This window comes from Bradyrhizobium monzae, from assembly GCF_021458635.1.
Taxonomy (GTDB): Bacteria; Pseudomonadota; Alphaproteobacteria; order Rhizobiales; family Xanthobacteraceae; genus Bradyrhizobium.
The window spans coordinates 619,528-635,741 of sequence record NZ_JAIRDQ010000002.1; the positions used below are offsets into that span (position 1 = coordinate 619,528).

The following is a 16,214-nucleotide window of genomic DNA, read 5'->3' on the forward strand; positions in this document are numbered from 1 at the left end:
CGTCATCGGCATTGGCGCCGATCCACAACCGGGTGGGAGAATGAATTGAGATGGCACGTGATCAGAACTGGCCGGGCGGAAGCTTGAAGACGTCGGGGCTCTTGGCGTCGGCCACGTAGAACAGCAGCAGGCTCGTCGGCGTGAGCACACGCTGGTTGTTCTCCTTGTTCTCGAACGTGCCCTGCAGCAGCAGGATCACCGAACGATCCTTGGCGTCGCTGCCGCGGAACATCACGATGCCGCCGTTGACGGGCATGTTGACCGCGATGGAGTCGGGCTTGAACCCTTCGCTGAGGAAGTGCGCGCGCAGGATGTTGGCGTTGGAGAACAGCTTCTCCGGCGTCATGGCCGCATCGGTCGCCTTGGACCAGACCGCGCCGATCTGGATCAGCGACCTGGACTTGTAGCCGAACACATAGGAGAGCTCGGCGGTGCCGCCGTTCGGCAGCAACTCCGGAACGGGCAGCAGCACGCTGTGGGTCAGCTCGGACGGATTGTCCTGCGATTTGATCGCGTCGGCCTTCGGGCTGAAATCCTTGGCCATCGCCGCGCGCACGTCGGCCTCGTTCATGCCGAACTTGGCGGAGCGGAAACCGTCGATCGCTTTGATCTTGTCGTCGGCGGGGGCGGTCTCGCTCGGGGCTGCAGGCGCGGCACTGGCAGGGGCTGCTGCGCCGGGCGAGGCACCAGCCGCGACCGCCTTCGGCGCCGCTGCGGCCTTCTGCCTGGGCGTCACGCCCTGCACGCCTTGAGCCGCCAGCGGCCCGGCCGCAACTGTGGTGAGAAGGCCGACGAGGGCCGGAACGAGATAGATTTTGCGCATCGTAAACCTTCGAAACAAGCCTGAAACAACGATTCACCTAGCAATACGGTATTGGACTGCCCGTGGCTGCGAATGAACATTCACAGGCGCATATTTTCATCAATTGTCGCCGCAAGGCTTTCGCGTTATGCACAAGGTCGGGGACAACTTTTGCGAAACATTTCATGACTGAGCGGCCTGCTCCTGCCCGCGTTGTGCCGGCGGTCGCCCGCCGCGATTTCATTCGCCTTGCGGGCGCAACCGCCGCGGGCTTCCTTGCGCTTGGCGCAACGCCGGATCGCATGCGGGTAGTCGCCTCGATCACCAGCCTGTCGCTCGACGACGAGCTGACCAGACGAAACATGAGCGAAAGCTCGACGACGCGCCTAGGCGCGCTGATCGCGGGCCTGAGACAGCGTGGCTGGGTCGAAGGGGTCAATTACCGTTTCGAGGTCCGCTCCAGCTTCGGCGGTCCGGACAAGATGAAGGCCGCAGTCGCGGAGCTCATCGAGCTCAGGCCGGATGTCATCCTGACCGGATCGACCGTCGAGACCGCAGCCATCATGGCGGCCACCAAGACCATCCCGATCATCTTCGCGACATCCAACGACCCCGTCGGCAATGGCTTCGTTCAAAGCCTCGCTCATCCCGGCGGCAACGTCACGGGCTTCACCAGCAGCACCGCGGAGATGGGCGGCAAATGGCTTCAGCTGATCAAGGAGGCCGTGCCGGATATCCGGCGCGTCGGCGTGCTGTTCAATCCGGCGAGCACGCCTCGCGCCGGGCGCTTCTACCTCGACTCCGTCGAGCAAGAGGCCGCGGCCTCGGGCGTGACCGTGGTCCTCACGCCGATCAGCACGGCAGCCGAGATCGACGGCGCGATCGGCCGCTTCGCCGAGCCGCCGAAGGCGGCGATGATCTCGCTCGTCGACAGCTTCCTGGTGGTGAACCGGCAGGCGATCGTCGCGACGGCGGCGAAATATCGCGTGCCGATGATCTATCCGTTCCACTACTTCATGGATGCCGGCGGGCTGATGAGCTACGGGCCGACGCTGGAGGTGCGCTCGGCCGATTATGTCGATCTCGTCCTGCGCGGTACCAAGGCCGGCGATCTCCCGGTGCAATCGCCGCGGAAATACGAGCTCTTGATCAACCGCACAGTTGCCAATGCGCTCGGGCTGAAGATCCCGTTCACGCTGCTGGTGCGCGCCGACGAGATTCGCGAGTGAACGAGGCGGTCGACCAGGGACATTTGCGGACGCCTCCCGGCCGGCTGTTCCGCAAATATCTCTACTCGATCGTCACCCTCGCCTTCGCCGCACTCGCCATCAACACCGGCTTCGACGTCTGGTTCTCCTATCGCGAGCAGAAGCAGCTTCTCGCGGCGACCCAGCGCGAGCAGGCCGCGAGCGCGGCGATTCAGATCGGCCAGTTCATCGGCCAGATCGAGAACCAGATCAGATGGCTCGCCCGCCTGCCCGCAGAGCTCTCGACCAACGAAGACGAGCGTCTGAACGCCATCCGCCTGATGCGCCTCTCGCCCGCGATCGCCGAATTGACCGAGCTCGATGCGCAGGGCCGCGAGCAGGTGCGCGTGTCGCGCCGTGTCGCGGACAGGATCGGCAGCAACGCCGACCACTCCTCGTTTGCAGCCTTCCGCGGCGCCAATGAAAGCCTGGCCTATTACGGGCCGGTCTATTTTTTCGGCGACACCGAACCTTTCATGACGATCGCCACCCGCGGCACCGGCAGCACGCCCAACGTGGTCGTCGCCGAGGTCAATCTGCGCTTCATCTGGGACCTCGTCGCCGGGATCCGGGTGGGCAACACCGGCAAGGCCTATGTGGTCGATCGCCTCGGCGTGCTGATCGCGCATCCCGATTTGTGGCCGGCGCTCCGCCGCAGCGATCTCTCCGGGCATCCGGACGTACGCGCCGCGCTCGACGGCGTCGGGCCGCCCTCCGGCGGACTGATCAAGGAGGATTTTTCGGGGCAACGCGTGCTTTCGACCTATGCCACGGTCCCCTCGCTCGGCTGGCTGGTGTTCGTCGAGCTTCCGCTCAGCGAAGCCTACGCGCCGATCTACGCCTCGATCGGACGGTCGACGTTCCTGCTGATCGTCCTGCTGGCCTTCGCCACCCTGGTGTCGCTCTGGCTCAGCCGGCGCATGACCGTGCCGATCCAGATGCTGACGCAGGGCGCGCGGCGGATCGAGAGCGGCGACCTCGGATTGCGGCTCGCGATCACGACGGGTGACGAGCTCGAGGCCCTCGGCGACCAGTTCAACCGGATGGCCGCGCATTTGCGTGAATCCTATGCGACGCTCGAGCGGAAGGTCATCGAACGGACCTCCGAGCTCGAGAAGGCGCGCGATCACGCCCTCGCCGAGCACGATGCGGCCGAGCGCGCACGCAGCGTCGCGGTTGCGGCCAACGAAACCAAGTCGCGCTTCCTCGCCGTCGTCAGCCACGAGCTGCGCACGCCGCTGAACGGCGTCATGGGCGTGCTGCAGCTGCTTGACGACGGCCGCCTCGGCGAGGTCCAGCGCCGCCACCTCGCAACCGCCGCCGCCTCGGGCGAAACGCTGATCGCGCTGGTCGACGCCATTCTCGAATATGCCCGCCTCGAGGCCAGCACCGAGGCGCTGGAGACGCGTGACTTCCGTCTCGACCAGCTGATTGAGACCGCGGCCGATCTGATGCGGCCGCAAGCCTTTGGCAAGGGATTGAGCTTCGACTTCACCCGCGACGCGACGATCAGCACCTCTGTGCACGGCGATCCCGTCAGGCTCAACCGCATCCTGCTCAACCTGATCGGCAACGCCATCAAGTTCACCCCGAGCGGTGGCATCTCGCTGAGCGCGACAGCCGAGCAGCGTGCTGACGGTGCGCTTCTCCGCGTCGTCGTTCGTGATACCGGCATCGGCATCGCGCCCGATATGCACGAGCGGATCTTTGAGGACTTCGTGCAGGCCGACGACAGCATCGCGCGGCGGTTCGGCGGCACCGGCCTCGGACTTGCGATCGCGCGCCGGCTCACCCGGCTGATGCGCGGCGAGCTGACGGTGGAGAGCGCGCCGGATGCCGGCAGCGTGTTCACTGTGCTCGTTCCACTCGCCCGCGCCGCCAGCGACATCGCGCAAGGCGCGATTGCGCCGCCGTCGCGGCAGCGCCGCGTGCTGCTGGTCGACGACGATCCCGTCAATTGCGAAGTCGGCGAAGCCATTTTGAGCCGGCTCGGCCACCATTCCGCGATCGCAAGGAACGGCGCAGAAGCGGTCGCGCGCGCAGGCAACCAGGCGTTCGACATCATCCTGATGGATCTGCACATGCCCGACATGGATGGCGTGGAGGCCGCCGCGCGCATTCGACAGCTCCCCCTGCAGCCGATGCCGCGGATCATCGTCGTGACCGCCGACGTGTCACTCGGCACCCGCGAGCGGCTCGCAGGCGCCGGGATCACCAAGGTCGTCAGCAAGCCGATCTTGATCAACGCGCTTCGCGAAGCGATCGAGGATGAGCCCGAGCATGGCACGAGCGGCGCGCCGCTCGAAATCGGCGCATTGATCGACCGGTACTTTCTCGACGACCAGAAGGAGCTGCTCGGTGCTTCGCAAATCGCAAAGCTTCATCAGCTGCTGGATCAGACCAGCAAAAGGCTGATCGTCGACATCACTGCGGCGGCCGCAACGGGCGATCACAAGCAGCTCGCGCGTTCCGCGCACCAGCTTGGCAGCGCGGCGAGCGCCCTCGGCCTCGTCCGCCTGTTCGAGCGCTGCCGTGACATCGAGCTGACGGCGCCTTCAATGTCATCAGGCGCGTGCCAGGATGCAGCGCGCGAGCTGGCCGCGCTTCGCGACGCATCGATGAGCGCGCTGGACGATCTGCTCGCGCCTGCCGGGCAGCGCTCGGTCAGCTAGGGCCGAGATAGTGACCGTTGCGATGGAGCGATAAAGCATGCGTCCCGAAAAAGGCCCCAGCTCTCAGGGGCGGGGACACAAGCTGGGGCCAATCGGGGTCGCCCTCTTGGGGAAGGGCACCGGGATAACGTGGCAATCCAGCGATCGTTCCTGAGCAAAGGGCCGCCATCCAGTGGACAGCGGCCCTCACGCTTCCGGGTTTCAATAATTCCGAACTGAAATGGCTTTGCCAGCCCCGGAGGTGCCAGTTTTTCCCGCTTGACAAATTCCTGCCATAACAAATGTTAAGCTGATTTTCTTGGAGTCCAGATTGCTTCTCCCTAGATCAGGAAAAGCAAGAATGGGCGGCGATCATGCAGGACTATCGAACTCAGCTCGAAAAGCTCCGGAAAGATGCAGCGGAGTGCGCGCTCATCCGCGATCTCGCGACCGACAAGGCCAAGCAGGAACTGTTCGGCCGCCTCGCCGATCAACTGAACGTCCTCGCAGACCAGGTTGAAACCGCAATGAATGAGCGGAAGGCCGTGTAGCTCATCGGCGCGAACGGCCCTGGCGGCCTTGGACGGACGGCTAGTGTGGTGGTCGTAGCGGGAATATGCGACCGAGAGCGATCGACAACCGGGGGAGATAAGCGGACATCGCGGATGTCATGCGCACGCGCGCCCTAGCTTCGGGCGCCCGTATCTTCCTCACCCCCAAACCGCCCAACCAGAAAATCAATGAACAGCCGTACCTTCACCGACAAATGCCGCGTCGGCGGATAGACCGCATAGAGCGAAAGCGGTGGCGCAAAATAGTCGTCCAGCACCGTCCGCAGTTCGCCTTTCCTCAGCGCATCCGCGGCGATGAACTCGGGCAGCAGCGCGAGCCCCCTGCCCTTGATCGCGACGTCGCGCAGCACTTCCGCATTGTTGACGCAAAGCGACCAGGCCGGCTGGATCCAGTGATCGCCGTCGCGGCCGGTGAGCTTCCACTGATTGCCGGTGAGCAGGAAACCGTAGGTGAGCGAAGCATGCTCTCGCAGATCCTGCGGATGCTTTGGTGAGCCGTGACGCGCGAGATAATCGGGCGATGCGCAGATCATGCGCGGCACCGGCACGATTTTTCGCGCGATCAAGCTCGAAGATTCCAATTCCGCGATCCGCAGCGTCACGTCAAAACCGTCCTGGACGGGATCGAGCAGATCGTCGCTGAGCACGATCTGAAGCTGAAGCTCCGGATAGCGCGCCATGAAATCGGCCAGCACGGGACCTAACCGCATGGTGCCGAACGACATCGGCGCGTTGACGCGCAACAGTCCGCGCGGCGCCGACTGCGCCTGCGCCACCGCCTGATCGGCGGCCTCGATCTCGGAGAGGATGACGACGGCACGCTCGAAATAGCGCTGGCCGTTCTCGGTCGGGCTGGCGTGGCGGGTGGTCCGGTTCAGAAGCTGGACGCCGAGGCTCTCTTCGAGATCGGCGATGTACTTGCTGATCGCCGAGCGCGACAGCCGCAATTGCCGGCCGGCCTCGGCAAAGCTGCCGCTTTCGACCACTTTGACGAAGGCCCGGAGGCTGGCGACCTTATCCAAGGCGTCGCCCCAGCGATTGGTTCCAAATCGTAGACATAGTCGTCATATTTGCATGGATTGTCTCCAATCCAAAGCGGAACGATATTTCGCTCCAGAGCAAGACCGCTCCCCGAATTCTGGAGGCGACAATGTCTGGACTGCACCATGTCACCGCGATCGCCGGCGACCCCATCCGCAATTTCGGCTTCTACACCCGGGAGCTCGGCCTGCGCTTCGTCAAGAAGACGGTCAATTTCGACGATCCCGGCACCTATCACTTCTACTACGGCGACGAGACCGGCCGCCCCGGCACCATCCTGACCTTCTTCCCGTGGGCCGGCGTGTCCCCCGGCCGTCGCGGCGTCGGCGAGACCCATCAGACCGCCTTCCGCGTGCCGCAGCGCTCGCTCGGCTACTGGACCCAGCGCTTCATCGAGAAGGGCATTGCCCATGAGGCGTTGGAAAAGCGCTTTGGCGAGTCGGTGCTGCCGTTCACCGATCCCGATGGCATGGCGCTCGCGCTGGTCGGCATTCCCGGCGCCGAGAACGAGCCCGGCTGGAGCAATGGCGACGTGCCGGCCGAGCACGCGGTCCGCGGCTTCCACGGCGTGACGCTGCTGCTCGACAGCGCAGCGAAGACGGCCGCCGTCCTCACTGACGTGCTCGGCTTCAAGGAAACCGGGCGCGAAGGTTCGGTGATCCGCTTCAAGGCGGCGGGCGATACCGAAGGCAGCGTTGTCGACATCTATGAGGCCAAGGGCTTTTTGCGCGGCCATCAGGGTGGCGGCTCGGTGCACCACATCGCCTTCCGCGCGGCTGACGACGTCGAGCAGGGCAAGATGGCGCAAAAGCTCGTGAGCGATCACGGCCTGCACCCGACCGAGCAGAGAGACCGCAACTACTTCCGCTCGATCTACTTCCGCGAGCCCGGCGGCGTCCTGTTCGAGATCGCGACCGATATCCCCGGCTTCGCCGTCGACGAGCCCGTCGCAACGCTCGGGCGCGACCTGAAGCTGCCGAGTTTCCTCGAAGCGCAGCGCAAGCAGATCGAGGGCGTGCTGCCGAATTTGGAAGAGACCGCATCATGACCGACTTCATCCATCGTTTCGAGCCCGCGCGCGACGCGGGCTCGCCCCCGCTCCTGCTGCTGCACGGCACCGGGGGCGACGAGAACGATCTGCTCGGGCTCGGCAAGATGATTGCGCCCGGCTCCGCCCTGCTCTCGCCGCGCGGACGCGTGCTCGAGCACGGCATGCCGCGCTTCTTCCGCCGCCTGGCGGAAGGCGTGTTCGACGAGGAGGATTTGCGCCGGCGTGCGCTCGAGCTCGGCGAGTTCGTCGCCGACGCACGGAAGCAATACGGCATCGCCGCACCGGTTGCGGTCGGCTTCTCCAACGGCGCCAACATCGCAGCCGCGCTATTGCTGCTGAAGCCGGACGTGCTGGCAGGCGCGATCCTGCTGCGCGCCATGGTGCCGCTATCCGATCCGCCCAAGGCTGAGCTTGCAGGAAAGCCAGTTCTGTTATTGTCCGGGCAGGCTGACCCAATCGTGCCGGCGAGCAATTCAGCAAAGCTTGCGGCGCTGCTGTCGGAAGCAGGGGCACGTGTCGACCACAAGGTCTTGCCGGCAGGCCATCAATTGTCGCAAGCCGACGTCACGCTTGCCCGCGACTGGATCGGCAACATCGAGGCACTGGTCTAAAGCATGATCCGGAAAAGTGTGAAGCGGTTTTCCGAAAAGATCATGCTCAAACAAAGAGCTAAAGCGCGATGACGATTCAACCCAATCTCATCGCGCTTTAGCCGCGCTACGGCGTCTTGCACACGAAGTTCGCCGCGTCCTCGCTATCGCCTGAACCGGAGTAGGCCGCGTACGACGGATAGGGGCAGAGAGGCCGGCTTCGGTTTGCGCTCCACGTCGCCGGGATTTCCTTGTTGGCCGGATCGATGGAGGAAATGATCCGCTCCGGCGCCTTGCCGTGCTCAACCCACTCGGTCAATGCCGTCAGGGCATCGAACTTGTCGAGCGCGACCCCGCCGCCGCAATGCGTCCCGCCCGGTATGGTGAAAAGGCGGGCGAAGCCATCGGCATGGCCCTGCGCGTTCTTGTTCAGTCGATCGTACCAGCTGATGGTGTTGTTGACCGAGAACACCGGGTCGGCCTGGCCGTGGAAAATGAGCATCTTGCGGCCGGCCGCTTGCAGGCCTGTGAGCTTGGGCTCGTCGACATCGGGCGGCGCCATGAAGTCCATGGCGGACTCTGTGAACGTGCCGTCCCTGGCGAAGATTTTTGGCGCGTCCTTGTCGAAATCGTAGGCCTTCAGCGCGTCGATGAGCTTGTCGGTGCTGCCTTCCACGGCAACTGGCGGGGTCGAGAAAATGTAGTTCAGCGACGCCGCGCCCATCGTGGCAATGATCGGATAATTGTTCCAGGGCGGGACCGAACTCTCGACTTTCCAGGCGCGCCAGTTGCCGGTGCCGATGCCGCCGTCGAGCGGCCAGTCCGAATAGAGCGCTTCGCCCTTCGAATTTTTCGGCCCGGCGAGGCTGGTCTTCAGTGCGTCCACTTTGGCTTCCGGCAGGCAGGCGGAGTTCTGGCCGGGCGCGCACACAAGGCTCTTGAGGTCGAAGGTCTTCTGGCAGGCGGCGAGATTGGACGTAAGCCCATCCTTGGCACCGTCGAGTGCATCGCAGGCTTCCGTGATGCGCGAGGCAACGAGTTGCGCATCCGCTTTGGTGATCGACTTGCGAAGATCCGGATCGGCTTTCAGGAACGCCTGCACGTCCCAGGCGTGCTGGACCGCGGCGCGCGGCAAATCGAAGCCGGGATTGCCGACGAGGAACCCGTCGTAATTTTCGGGCATGCGGGAGGCGGCGACCATCGTGTGGCGTCCGCCGTTCGAGCAGCCGGCCATGTAGGAGCGCTCCGGCTGGCGGCCGTAATGCAGCCCGATCACCTTCTTCGCAACCGGCGAGAGCGTCATGTCGGCGGCGTAGCCGTAATCGCGCCGCGCCTGCGGATCGAGCCCGAAGGCCGCGCCTGCTGCCAGTCCGAGTGGCGTGTTGGCGGGGTCGGAGCCCGAATGACCGCTGTCCGACGACAGCACCGCGAAACCTCGCGCGAGCGGCACCGTGCCGCCCGATCCAAGCCCCTCGGGGCGGGGACCTACCGCGGGCACGACCACGCCGTCATTGCCGCCATTGACCTGGTGAAGGAAGCGCCCGTTCCACTCGGCCGGCAGCCTCATCTCGAACTGAATTGAATAAGCCTTTCCGTCCGCACCCGTGCGACGGTTGGCCAGCCCCGTCAAAATGCAATGCTTGGGCAGATTGTTGCCGGCCTCCTGCAGCTTGGTGGCGACGATCTCGATGCCGGGGATAGCAAGCGATGCCGTGGTGACCGGCGAGCAGTTCACGTCATCGGCGCGGGCGAGCACCGTCGTCCCAAGAAGGGCAGCCAATATCACTGCCGATACAGCACCAGACCTCACGGCGACCTCCCCAGTTTAATTATATTTTATAACCATTATACCCGGGCCATATCCCTGGCAAGCCGTGTCCCAACCGAGGAAGGTGCGGACGAAAGCAGCTCCTGGCGCACGCAATTCACTGCTTTCGCCGTCGCTATTCAGCCGTGGCAGCCCCACAGCAATTGCCAGCTGAGCTGTACGTCCAAGCCTATACGTCCAAGACAGTGAAGCGGTTTCCCACCGTTTGGTTCGACAACGCTTGACTAGGCGCCGCTGCGCGTGACCTTTCCGAACAGGCGGAGATAATTGCCGCCGGCGATCGCCGAGATTTCGTCCGGCTGGAAACCTTGCGTCAGCATCTCCTGCGCGACCGAATACAGAAAGCCATTCATTTCATCCGGCCAGATATTGTTGGTGCCGGGAACGGGCCCGCCACCCGGAAGTGCTAACGACGTATCGGTTCCGATACCTACGTGATCGACGCCCACCACATCAACCATCTGCTTGATACCGGTGACATAGTCTTTCACCGTCGGGAAGATGCGCCATATCCCCATGATGCCGCCGGCATCGGCGACGGCCTTCGCGTAGGTTTTGTTCGCCAGACGCGCCTTGAGGCCCGGATTGCCGACGTATAGGTCTGCTGATCTGGCGACTTCGCTGTCGAGTGCAGTATGGCTAACCACCAGCGGCTGCTGCGTCACTTTCAGCGCGCCCATGACAGTTTCTTCGTCTGCATGCGCCATATCGACGACAATACCGAGACGGTTGCATTCCCTGATGACATCGGCTCCGAAAGGAGTGAGCCCCGTGACGTTTGCAGGCGTGCCACTTTGAGTTCCACCCGGCGGCACTATGAGCTGCTGCAGACCGCCCAGAGGCGCGACAAGGTCGTGCATCTGATGCGGCAATTGCATGAGACGGAGATCGTGTTTGTAAGCTTCCTCGATCCGCTCCAATTTTCCTTCGATCCAGTGGGCGCCTTCGCAAGCCTGGATGACGATGGGCGTTTTGCTCGCATGCGCCGCCTTCAGGTCGGCCACCGTCAAAGCCCGGCGCATACCGCTTTTCGCCAGCAGCCTGTCATCATAGTCAAGGCACTGGAGATGATACTGGTACCAGTCGTCTTTTTGCGGCGTTCGGAAGATGTCGACGGCGTATGTCAAACAGATTGCCGACAGCCCGGCCTTCTTCATCTCGCCTGGCAGATCGACGCCGGTGGCGTCGGGTTTGCGGTCGGCGGGCGTCCTGGCGAAGGTCGGCTGGCCGTCGTGGTTGTGCATGTCGATGGAAATCGTGTCGGCGATAATCTTGGCGACACGGGGATCGACCGTCTCATGCCCCCACGCATTCGCCAGCACAGAAGGCTGCAACAGGGCCGCTCCCCCTGCCGCCGCCAGGCCCTGGAGCACGGTGCGACGTGATCGTCGATTGACCTGTCTCACTACGGCGACCTCCCCAGGTTAGTTATAATATATAATCATTGCTCGAATTTTCCTAGCTTGGCAACCGGTATCGCAAGGAGGTTGTCGATGCACACGTTCCGTTTTGTCCTTCGGATCGCGAGGCCAACGACCGAGCAGCCGTATCGCACTCACTCGAACCAGCCGCGCCGCTTGAACCAGATCAGCGGCAGCACGCCGCTGGCGATGATGGCGAGCAGCGACAACGGATAGCCGAACGTCCAGCTCAGCTCCGGCATGTTCTTGAAGTTCATGCCCCAGACGCCGACCAGGATGGTGGGCGGCACGCCGACGACGGAGACGATCGTCAGGATCTTGAACAGCTCGTTCTGCTGGATGTTGATGAAGCCGAGCACTGCATCGAGCAGAAGCTGGATCTTGTCGGACAGCCGCGTCTCGTAGTCACTGAGCGAAACGACGTCCTTCGAGACAGCCTCGAGGCGCTTCTTCGACGCCGCCGTGATCCAATCGCTCCCGACATTGTCGGCATAGGACGCGATACGCCCGACGCCGAGCAGGACATCGCGCGCCTTGGCGAGACGATCGGCCAGCTCGCCGATATTCTCCAGCGCCTCGCGCATCCTGCGGCTGGAGCGAACCGGGCGCTTGGTGCGAACGAGGCCGCCCTTGAAGACGCCGCGCGAGAGCTGGTCGACCTTCGCGCCGAGGTGCTCCAGAGCATCGGCGCCGCGGTCGATCATGGCCTCGAGCAGACTGGTGAACACGCACATGCCGTTCTCGAGACTGTCGTCGGAGCCGACGCGCTTGCCGATCTGGTCGAAGATCGGCAGTTCTGCAAAGCGCACCGTCACCAACACATGCGGGCCGATGACGAACCCGACCGGCGTGATCTCGGCTTCGTTATCCTCGTTGAGCCGGACCGCCGGCGAGCTGAGATAGAGCGTGCCGTGCTCGAGGATCAATCGGCTCGACGCCTCGATCTCGCTGAGCGATTCCTCGGACGGAACACGAACCTTGAGCATTCTCTCGACGAATTGCTTTTCCTCTGTGGTCGCGTTCAAGAGATCGGCCCAGATGATCTCCGAGGGCATTTCCGCGCCGATGCCTTGCCAGTCGTCGGAGGGCCACCTGTGCAGTTTCAGCAATGACCGAACTCCGTCTGCCCTCGCGCCGGATTGCACGGCAATCGGCCATCCAGCGCCGGGCTAACGCATGAGGGTTCCAATCGTTCAACGTCGGGGATCAACAGAAGCGGCGCTCCCAGACAAGCACGGGCGGCGGCCTTCTTCGATGATCCCATCATGCCAGTGTTTTGCCCGACGAGTCAAATATTATTCTGATTCACCGAAATGAGAAATTCCATAAGCGCTTCTACTGTGCATGGGGTTGTTTTGCGGATTTTGTTTTGATGCGGTCAAACAAATGACCTCTCCCCGACGGGGAGAGGTCAAAATCGAGATGCCGGATTTGACCTGGATGACCGGGTTTATTCCCAGGACCAGGCCGAGAAATCGTTCTCGAACTGCGGGACTTCCTTCCAGACGCCCTTCAGCTTCTTGTTGATGACCGTCGGCCATTGCGGCTGGAACAGGAAGCCGGCCACCGCGTCGGTCGCCAGCATTTTCTGGGCATCGCCGAGCAGTTTTGCGCGGCCGGCTTCGTCCGGCGTCGACACGATCTGCTTGTAGAGCGCGTTGAACGCCTCGCTGTTGTAGCCGAGATAGAAGTCGGGCTCGGTCAGCTTGACGAGATCGAACGGCTCGACATGCGAGACGATGGTGAGGTCGTAATTGTGCGGGCCGTTGGGGGCGAACGCCTGTGACAGCCACTGCGCCCACTCGACGTTTTCGATCTTGGCATTGATGCCGACCTTGGCGAGCTGGGCTGCGAGGATCTCGCCGCCCTGCCGCGCGTAAGGCGGCGGCGGCAGCTTCAGGCTGAGCTCGAGCGGCGTGGTGACGCCGGCCTCGGCCAGCAGCTTCTTCGCCTTCTCGGGATCGTAGGGATTGACGGCCGTGGTGTCGACATAGCCGAGCGAGCCCGGCGTATAGAAGCTGCCGATCGGCGTGCCGAAACCTTCGACCGCGCCGTCGATCATCGACTTGCGGTCGATGGCGGCGAGGATCGCGCGGCGCACCCGCACGTCGTCGAGCGGCTTCTTCTTCTCGTTGATGGCGACGATGGTCTTGGCCTTCGAGCCGCCGACCAGCACGGTGAAGCGCGGATCGCTCTTGAACTGCGCGACGCCGCGCGTGGTGACGCGCGGGAACGCGTCGACGTCGCCGGACAGCAGCGCCGCGATCTGCGCGGCGGGATCGCCGATGAAGCGGATCGTCACCTTCGACAGCTTGATCGCAGCGGCATTGCGATAGTCGGCCCATTTGTTGAGCGTAAGCGAGGAGCCCTTGACCCAGGCCCCTAACTGGTACGGCCCGGTGCCGACCGGCTGCGTCACGTTGGTCGCAGCACTCTTCGGCTCGACGATCGAGCCGCTCGCCTGCCCCAGCAGGAACGGCAGGTTCGGCTCGGGATATTTCAGCGTGAGCACGATCGTGTCGGCATCCGGCGCGTCGACTTTCTCGAAGGCCTGGAACAGACTCTTGTCCTTGTTGGTGCTGTTCGCGGCCGCGTTGCGCTCGAACGAGAATTTCACGGCCGCTGAATCGAAGGCCTCGCCGTTCTGGAATTTGACGCCCTTGCGCAGCTTGAACGTATAGGTCTTCAGGTCGGGCGACGCAGTCCAGCTCTCGGCGAGCAGCGGCGCGACCGAGCCATCCTCGTTGATCTTGGTCAGGGTCTCGTAGATGTTGTAGAGCGTGACTTCGGCGATCGCTGCGGCCGCAGCGTTGGTGGGATCGAGCCCCGGCGGCTCCAGCGTCATGCCCATGACGACGCTGTCCTTCTTGCTTTGCGCCAGCACCGGCAGCGGCGCCGCGGCCAATGCTGCGGCAAAAGCGACGATCGTTAGCTTCTTCAACATGCCCAACTCCCCGGCCTTGTTCTGTCGTCTTGAGGCTACGCCAATTGCGTAGCCGACACTAACCTTCCATAGCCGCCTGCGGCAATGCCATCACGGCCTCCGCCTTGTGGCAGGCGGCGAGATGTCCCTCGCCCACCCTGCGTAGCAAGGGCGGAACCTCGCGGCAATGCTGGTCGGCGAGCGGACAACGCGCCACATAGGGGCACCCGGCAGCAGCCGCCGATTGCGAGGCGATGGCCTGGGCCCCGCGCCGGCGCCGGCTCCCGCCGGGGCGTGCGCGCGGTATCGCATCCAGCAGCGCCCGCGTATAGGGATGGGCACAGCGCTCGAACAGATCCTCGGGCCGCCCCCGCTCGACGACCCGGCCGAGATACATCACCGCCACCTCGTCGCAGAGATAATCGACCACGGCGAGGTCGTGGCTGATCAGGATGTAGCTCAGCCCGAACTGCTCCTGCAGGTCCTGCATCAGGTTCAGCACCTGCGCCTGCACGGAGACATCGAGCGCGGAGACCGGCTCGTCCGCGACGATCAGTTTTGGTTGGGTGATCAGCGCGCGCGCGATCGCGATGCGCTGGCGTTGGCCGCCCGAGAATTCATGCGGATATTTGTCCATGTCCGCGTCGCGCAAGCCGACCTGCTTCAGCACCGCAGCGACGCGGGTGCGGAACGTATTGCGGTCGGCATCATCGAGCACGGTGAGCGGCTCGGCGACGATGCGCGCAATGGTCTGGCGCGGATCGAGAGATCCGTAAGGATCCTGGAACACCATCTGGAAATCGCGCCGCGCACGGCGCAATTCATCCGGCGAGATGCGGTTGAGATCGCGTCCAAGCAGCGTGACCTGTCCCGCGGTCGGTCGCTCCAGCGCCATCACGACGCGCGCAAAAGTGGATTTGCCGGAGCCGGACTCGCCGACGATGCCGAGGCTTTTGCCGGCGGAGACCTGCACGCTGACGCCATTGAGCGCACGCACCTGGCCCGGCGGACGGAACAGGCTTTCGCGTGGCAGCGTGTAGCGCTGCTCGAGATCTTTGACATCGAGAAGCGGTGCTGCGGTCATGCGGACAACGCCCCGATATTCGTGGCCATCGAGACGTCGGTACGCACGCAGCGCACGACGTGCGCCGGACCGACCTCTACCATCGGCGGCATCGCCGCGCGGCATTTGTCCTCGACCAGCGGACAGCGCTCGCCGAAGGCGCAGCCCACCGGCAGATCGGCGAGCTCCGGCACCGTGCCCGAGATCGTCATCAGCCGCGTCCCCTTGCGCGCGCCGAGACGCGGACGCGCGCGGAACAGGCCCTGCGTGTAGGGGTGGCCCATGCGGCGGAACACCTCGTCGGTCGGCCCGCTCTCGACGACCGTGCCGCCATACATCACCATCATGCGCTGCACGTTCTCGGCGATGACGCCGAGATCGTGCGAGATCAGGATCATCGACATGCCGCGCTCCTCGACGAGGTCGGCGATGAGATCCAGGATCTGGCCCTGGATGGTGACGTCGAGCGCGGTGGTCGGCTCGTCTGCGATCAGGAGATCCGGCTCGCAGGCGAGCGCCATCGCGATCGTGACACGCTGGCGCTGGCCGCCGGAGAACTGGTGCGGATAGGCATCGATGCGCTTTGCCGGATCGGGCAGCCCGACCCGGTCGAGCAAGGCGATTGCCTCTCTGCGCGCCTGCGCGGCGGAATATTTCTTGTGACGCCGCAGCGGCTCGGCGACCTGATGGCCGATCGTGTGCATCGGGTTCAGCGCCGTCATCGGCTCCTGGAAAATCATACTGATGCGGTTGCCGCGCAAGCCGCAGTAATCCGCATCCGGGAGCCGCGCGAGCTCGCGTCCATCCAGCCTGATGCTGCCGGTGACGAGCGCGCTGTCCGGCAGCAATCCCATCAGCGACAGCGCCGTGACCGACTTGCCGCAGCCGGACTCACCGACGAGTCCGAGCGTCTCGCCACGCTTCAGCGCAAAGCTGACGCCGCGCACGGCCTGCGCCGGACCGCGGCTGGTGTTGAGGCGAACGCCGAGATTGTCGACTTCGATCAGTTTTGCGGGATCGGTCAT

13 protein-coding genes are annotated in these 16,214 nt (G+C 64.0%); 5 read left to right on the forward strand and 8 right to left on the reverse strand.

Annotated elements, in window-relative coordinates; all coding sequences use genetic code 11:
* Positions 1 to 61: 61 nt before the first annotated feature.
* Complete coding sequence (locus tag K3F49_RS11980; RefSeq protein WP_234681121.1) at positions 62 to 823, reverse strand: hypothetical protein; 762 nt, start codon at positions 821 to 823, stop codon at positions 62 to 64.
* Between the two features lie 164 nt (positions 824 to 987).
* Here K3F49_RS11980 and K3F49_RS11985 point away from each other — a divergent pair, with 164 nt between their 5' ends.
* The 3 genes from K3F49_RS11985 to K3F49_RS11995 all read left to right on the forward strand — a co-directional run bounded on the left by K3F49_RS11985 (position 988) and on the right by K3F49_RS11995 (position 5,251).
* A complete protein-coding gene (locus K3F49_RS11985) occupies positions 988 to 2,031 on the forward strand; it encodes an ABC transporter substrate-binding protein (RefSeq protein WP_234681122.1) in 1,044 nt (347 codons plus the stop codon).
* Positions 2,028 to 4,721: a hybrid sensor histidine kinase/response regulator gene (locus K3F49_RS11990; RefSeq protein WP_234681123.1), complete on the forward strand. Its 2,694-nt coding sequence runs from the start codon at positions 2,028 to 2,030 to the stop codon at positions 4,719 to 4,721. The genes K3F49_RS11985 and K3F49_RS11990 overlap by 4 nt, the downstream gene beginning before the upstream one ends.
* A gap of 353 nt (positions 4,722 to 5,074) precedes the next feature.
* Positions 5,075 to 5,251, forward strand: a complete 177-nt coding sequence (locus tag K3F49_RS11995) for a hypothetical protein (protein WP_234681124.1) — start codon at positions 5,075 to 5,077, stop codon at positions 5,249 to 5,251.
* Between the two features lie 134 nt (positions 5,252 to 5,385).
* Here the strand turns inward: K3F49_RS11995 and K3F49_RS12000 are convergent, their stop codons facing one another.
* The gene (locus K3F49_RS12000; protein WP_234681125.1) at positions 5,386 to 6,294 is read right to left on the reverse strand and encodes a LysR family transcriptional regulator; all 909 of its coding nucleotides are present in this window, start codon (positions 6,292 to 6,294) and stop codon (positions 5,386 to 5,388) included.
* Positions 6,295 to 6,422: 128 nt separating this feature from the next.
* On the opposite strand from K3F49_RS12000, the gene K3F49_RS12005 reads away from it, so the two are divergent.
* Complete coding sequence (locus K3F49_RS12005; protein WP_234681126.1) at positions 6,423 to 7,361, forward strand: ring-cleaving dioxygenase; 939 nt, start codon at positions 6,423 to 6,425, stop codon at positions 7,359 to 7,361.
* Positions 7,358 to 7,975 carry an alpha/beta hydrolase gene (locus K3F49_RS12010; protein WP_234681127.1) on the forward strand — a complete coding sequence of 206 codons (618 nt, stop codon included), beginning with the start codon at positions 7,358 to 7,360 and terminating at the stop codon, positions 7,973 to 7,975. The genes K3F49_RS12005 and K3F49_RS12010 overlap by 4 nt, the downstream gene beginning before the upstream one ends.
* Before the next feature lie 106 nt (positions 7,976 to 8,081).
* On the opposite strand, the gene K3F49_RS12015 is transcribed toward K3F49_RS12010, so the two are convergent.
* From K3F49_RS12015 to K3F49_RS12040, 6 genes are all read right to left on the reverse strand, one after another.
* Positions 8,082 to 9,740 (reverse strand): tannase/feruloyl esterase family alpha/beta hydrolase, encoded by a 1,659-nt coding sequence (locus K3F49_RS12015; RefSeq protein ID WP_234681430.1) that lies wholly within the window; start codon positions 9,738 to 9,740, stop codon positions 8,082 to 8,084.
* 266 nt (positions 9,741 to 10,006) lie between these two features.
* Complete coding sequence (locus tag K3F49_RS12020; RefSeq protein WP_234681128.1) at positions 10,007 to 11,188, reverse strand: membrane dipeptidase; 1,182 nt, start codon at positions 11,186 to 11,188, stop codon at positions 10,007 to 10,009.
* 149 nt (positions 11,189 to 11,337) lie between these two features.
* Positions 11,338 to 12,312, reverse strand: a complete 975-nt coding sequence (locus K3F49_RS12025) for a magnesium transporter CorA family protein (RefSeq protein WP_234681129.1) — start codon at positions 12,310 to 12,312, stop codon at positions 11,338 to 11,340.
* A 341-nt stretch (positions 12,313 to 12,653) separates the two neighbouring features.
* On the reverse strand, positions 12,654 to 14,147 hold the full coding sequence (locus K3F49_RS12030; protein WP_234681130.1) for an ABC transporter substrate-binding protein: 1,494 nt from the start codon (positions 14,145 to 14,147) through the stop codon (positions 12,654 to 12,656).
* Positions 14,148 to 14,205: 58 nt separating this feature from the next.
* Entirely contained in the window at positions 14,206 to 15,210 is a 1,005-nt protein-coding gene (locus K3F49_RS12035; RefSeq protein WP_234681131.1) for an ABC transporter ATP-binding protein, read from the reverse strand.
* The gene (locus K3F49_RS12040) at positions 15,207 to 16,214 is read right to left on the reverse strand and encodes an ABC transporter ATP-binding protein (protein WP_234681132.1); all 1,008 of its coding nucleotides are present in this window, start codon (positions 16,212 to 16,214) and stop codon (positions 15,207 to 15,209) included. The genes K3F49_RS12035 and K3F49_RS12040 overlap by 4 nt, the downstream gene beginning before the upstream one ends.

Bases quoted from the DNA above. Each gene is read 5' to 3' on its own strand.
- K3F49_RS11980 (WP_234681121.1), bottom strand. From the start codon at position 823: ATGCGCAAAATCTATCTCGTTCCGGCCCTCGTCGGCCTTCTCACCACA.
- K3F49_RS12035 (WP_234681131.1), bottom strand. From the start codon at position 15,210: ATGACCGCAGCACCGCTTCTCGATGTCAAAGATCTCGAGCAGCGCTAC.
- K3F49_RS12030 (WP_234681130.1), bottom strand. From the start codon at position 14,147: ATGTTGAAGAAGCTAACGATCGTCGCTTTTGCCGCAGCATTGGCCGCG.
- K3F49_RS12010 (WP_234681127.1), top strand. From the start codon at position 7,358: ATGACCGACTTCATCCATCGTTTCGAGCCCGCGCGCGACGCGGGCTCG.
- K3F49_RS11985 (WP_234681122.1), top strand. From the start codon at position 988: ATGACTGAGCGGCCTGCTCCTGCCCGCGTTGTGCCGGCGGTCGCCCGC.
- K3F49_RS12005 (WP_234681126.1), top strand. From the start codon at position 6,423: ATGTCTGGACTGCACCATGTCACCGCGATCGCCGGCGACCCCATCCGC.
- K3F49_RS11995 (WP_234681124.1), top strand. From the start codon at position 5,075: ATGCAGGACTATCGAACTCAGCTCGAAAAGCTCCGGAAAGATGCAGCG.
- K3F49_RS12040 (WP_234681132.1), bottom strand. From the start codon at position 16,214: ATGACCGATCCCGCAAAACTGATCGAAGTCGACAATCTCGGCGTTCGC.